The organism is Streptomyces sp. 8L (assembly GCF_020176795.1).
Taxonomy (GTDB): Bacteria; Actinomycetota; Actinomycetes; order Streptomycetales; family Streptomycetaceae; genus Streptomyces.
This window is the reverse complement of record NZ_JAIUKE010000235.1, coordinates 1-4,147: the sequence shown is the minus strand read 5'-3', so window position 1 is coordinate 4,147 and position 4,147 is coordinate 1. Positions and strand designations below refer to the sequence as shown.

Genomic DNA, 4,147 nt, shown 5'->3' with positions numbered 1-4,147 from the left:
AACGCACCCCCGTCCGTTCACACCGCCGGACTTCTCGGTGGCCCCCAGGTCGTGCAGACGCGTGACTACCGCGCCCGCAGCCGTCTCGTGCAGTGCGTTCATCCCGCGCCCCCCTCGGTCGGAGCCTCGTGCTGCCCTTACCCCGACGAGCTTGCCGAGCCCACTTCATCGCGTTGTCCTTCGACTGTCACAGAGCTGTCACAGGGGGTGGCGCGGTACGCGGGACGCGGGAGGAGGAGTGGCGGAATCGTGCCGAACTCGCCGAGAACGCGGGGGCCGTGGAGGCGGAGCGGCCAGACGGTCGAACTCCGGGCGCCACATGGTTCAGAATGGCCCACGTGCCTTTCCTGTTGCTGATCGAGGACGACGACGCCATCCGCACGGCCCTTGAACTCTCGCTGTCGCGCCAGGGCCACCGGGTGGCCACCGCGGCGACGGGAGAGGACGGCCTGAAACTGCTCAAGGAGCAGCGGCCCGACCTGATCGTGCTGGACGTGATGCTGCCGGGCATCGACGGATTCGAGGTGTGCAGGCGCATCCGGCGTACGGACCAGTTGCCGATCATCCTGCTCACCGCGCGCAGCGACGACATCGACGTCGTCGTGGGCCTGGAGTCCGGAGCCGACGACTATGTCGTCAAGCCCGTGCAGGGCCGGGTGCTCGACGCGCGCATCCGTGCCGTGCTGCGCCGCGGTGAACGCGAGTCCACCGACTCCGCCACCTTCGGCAGCCTCGTCATCGACCGCTCGGCGATGACCGTCACCAAGAACGGCGACGACCTCCAGCTCACCCCGACCGAGCTGCGGCTGCTGCTCGAACTGAGCAGAAGGCCGGGACAGGCCCTGTCCCGCCAGCAGTTGCTGCGCCTCGTGTGGGAGCACGACTACCTCGGCGACTCGCGGCTGGTCGACGCCTGCGTGCAGCGGCTGCGCGCCAAGGTCGAGGACGTACCGGGGTCGCCGACCCTGATCCGCACCGTGCGCGGTGTGGGGTACCGGCTGGACGCGCCTGCGTGATCACGGGACGCGGCAGGTGAGGAACGACGACGCCCGCGAGGGCGCACAGCAGCGACAGCAGCCCAAGCGGTCACAACAGCCACAGCAGGCGGGGCGGACACGGCAGGACGACGGCTCCGGCGGCGCCGGCGGCTCCGCGCGCCCGGCCGGCCACCTCGGCCTGCGCTGGGGCAGCCTCCGGCTGCGGCTCGCGCTGGTCTTCGGCGCGGTCGCGCTGACCGCCGCGGTGTCCGCGTCGGGGATCGCGTACTGGATCAACCGCGAGGCGGTGCTGACCCGTACCCAGGACGCGACGCTCAGCGATTTCCGCAGGCAGATGCAGAGCCGCGCCGCCGACCTGCCCGTACGGCCGGGCGCGAGCGATCTGACCACCACCGCGCGGCAGATGGCGGCTGACGGCAGCACCTACGACGTGCTGCTGATAGCCACCGGCAAGGACGGCCGGCCGATCAGCGGCGCGTCCGGCGCCGGCACCTTCACCCTGGCCGACGTGCCGGCCTCGCTCAGGTCGGCGGTCGGGGAGAAGCAGAAGGTCACGGCCGCCAACAAGTACCCGTACCACCTGTTCTGGCAGCGGGTGGACCACGACGGAACGCCCTACCTCGTGGGCGGCGCCCACATCGGCGGCGGCCTGACCGGCTACGTGTTCAAGTCGCTCGCGCAGGAGCGCACCGACCTCGACTCGCTCGCCTGGTCGCTGGGGATCGCCGCAGCGCTCGCGCTGGTCGGCGCCGCGCTGATCGCGCAGGCGGCGGCGCGCACGGTCCTCAAGCCCGTGCAGCGGCTCGGCGAGGCGGCCCGCAAGCTCGGCGAGGGCAAGTTCGAGACGCGGCTGCGGGTCACCGGCACCGACGAACTCGCCGACCTCTCCCGTACGTTCAACAACGCCGCGGCCTCGCTCCAGAAGAAGGTCGAGGACATGAGCGCGCGCGAGGAGTCCAGCCGCCGCTTCGTCGCCGACATGTCGCACGAACTGCGCACTCCGCTCACCGCGCTGACCGCGGTGACCGAGGTGCTCGAGGAAGAGGTCGACAGCCTCGACCCGATGATCGCGCCCGCCGTGACACTGGTGGTCAGCGAGACCCGCAGGCTGGGCGACCTGGTGGAGAACCTGATGGAGGTGACCCGCTTCGACGCGGGCACCGCCCGGCTGGTGCTGGACGCCGTGGACGTCGCCGACCAGGTCACCGCGTGCCTCGACGCGCGCGCCTGGGTGGACGCGGTCGACCTGGACGCGGAGCGCGGCATCGAGGCCCGCCTGGACCCGCGCAGGCTCGACGTGATCCTCGCGAACCTCATCGGCAACGCCCTCAAGCACGGCGGCGCCGGAGTACGCGTCTCGGTGCGCACGGAGACGGTGGAGGGCGGCCGGGAAGAACTCGTCATCACCGTGCGGGACCACGGCCCCGGCATCCCCGAGGCCGTCCTGCCGCACGTCTTCGACCGCTTCTACAAGGCGTCCGCGTCCCGGCCCCGCTCCGACGGCAGCGGGCTCGGCCTCTCCATCGCGATGGAGAACGCGCACATCCACGGAGGCACCATCACCGCCTCGAACGTCCCCGGCGGCGACGGGGCGATGTTCGTCCTGCGGCTGCCGCGCGGAGGCCCGTCGGACAACGAGCCGCGCACCGGGCCGGGTACGGACGGCGACGGTGACGACGCCGACAACCCTGATACCACTGATAACACTGATAACACTGATAACCGTGACAACACCGACGACGAGCGCGGCCGTGCAGCGGGCGGCGGCGAGGGCGAGGGCCGGGCACGGTGAAAGGTGTCAGAGGCCCCGGCGACAGAGCCGGGGGCGGCCCGCTCCGTCCGGCCAGGGGGCGCACAACGGCGCTCGCGGCCGGTGCGGCGCTCTGCGCGCTGCTGCTCTCCGGGTGCGGCGTGCGGACGACGTCGGTGCCGGTCGACGCGGGCGCCGCGCCGTCCAGGCTGCCCTGCGAGGTCGATCAGAAGAACGTGATCACCCAGTCCCCGGCCGGCAGCGTGCCCGTGCGGGTCTATCTGGTGTGCGCCTCGGAACTCAAGCCCGTGGAGCGTGCGATACCCGTGCCGAAGCGGGGCGCGGGGGCCGGCGTCCCGCTCGCGCAGGCCCTGCTCGACGCGTTGCGGGCCGATCCCTCTGCGGACGAGCACCAGGCCGGGTTCACCACGTACGTCGAGTCGCCGCTGCTCGTCACCGGCGCCCGCGCGAGCGATCCCGACGGCGCGCTGCGGCTGTCCGTACAGCCGGAGGACCTGCGGCAGACGGCGCTCGCGCAGATCGTGTGCACGCTGGCGGAGAACGGCGTCGGCGGCGGAGCAGGCCCGAGCGGCACCGGGCAGGTGGTGCGCGGCGGCCCCGGCACGTACGCGCCCCGCGCCTACACCTGCGATCCGGGGGTGAAGGCCGATCCGGACATGCCGCTGCCCACGGCCGCCCCGGCTTCCCCGGGCCCGAGCGCGTCCTGATCACGGACTCGGGGAGGCGGCGGCCTGGCCGGGGCGTACGGCCGGGGGAGTGACGCTGCTCTCACGGGGAACCGGGCGCGGACGCCCGGGCGTCTAGGACAGCGTGCGCCACGGTACGGGCGGCAACGCCGTCATCCGCCTGCGAACGGCGGGAGCCCTTCTCCTCCTCATGCATCTGCTGATCGTGGGGTGGCTGACATTGAGACCTGTCGACGCCCCCTGGGTGACCGCCGCGAATCTGCGGCCCCTCGCAGGCATCAGGGCCGACTTCGCGATCGGAACGGCCCACGGAATCCGCTCTCTCGCCGAGGGACTCGCGCTGCTCGCGCCCGCCGGGGTGCTGCTGCCGGTGGTCAGCGGCCGGCTCTGGGTCTCCCCCTGGGCGTCGCTGGCCAGGACCGTCGGTGCGGGCGGGCTGATCTCGCTGGCCATCGAACTGCTCCAGACCGGGGTGCCGGGACGGGTGCTCGACATCGACTCGCTGATCCTCAACACGCTGGGCGTCGCGCTCGCGCACGCCCTCTTCGTACCGCTCGGGCGGGCGCGGCTGCGGCGCGGCCTGCGGGCGGCGGCGCGCGGCCCCCCCCCCCCCGGGGGCGGGGCCGGGGGCCCCCCCCCCGGGCCCCCCCCCCGGGCGGGGCCCCGCCCCCCCGGCCGGGGCGGGGGGGGGG

At 73.2% G+C, this 4,147-nt stretch carries 4 protein-coding genes; all 4 read left to right on the top strand.

The genetic code is table 11. The annotated features are described in order from the left end of the window. Positions 1 to 338: 338 nt before the first annotated feature. The gene (gene afsQ1 / locus LCE31_RS20205; protein ID WP_225016107.1) at positions 339 to 1,016 is read left to right on the top strand and encodes a two-component system response regulator AfsQ1; all 678 of its coding nucleotides are present in this window, start codon (positions 339 to 341) and stop codon (positions 1,014 to 1,016) included. Between the two features lie 160 nt (positions 1,017 to 1,176). Then, a complete protein-coding gene (locus tag LCE31_RS20200; protein ID WP_225016109.1) occupies positions 1,177 to 2,790 on the top strand; it encodes a sensor histidine kinase in 1,614 nt (537 codons plus the stop codon). A 119-nt stretch (positions 2,791 to 2,909) separates the two neighbouring features. Continuing rightward, positions 2,910 to 3,476 (top strand): hypothetical protein, encoded by a 567-nt coding sequence (locus LCE31_RS20195; protein ID WP_225016105.1) that lies wholly within the window; start codon positions 2,910 to 2,912, stop codon positions 3,474 to 3,476. Between the two features lie 103 nt (positions 3,477 to 3,579). Further along, positions 3,580 to 4,147: VanZ family protein (locus tag LCE31_RS20190; RefSeq protein ID WP_225016103.1), on the top strand; the 568-nt coding region annotated here is incomplete at its 3' end.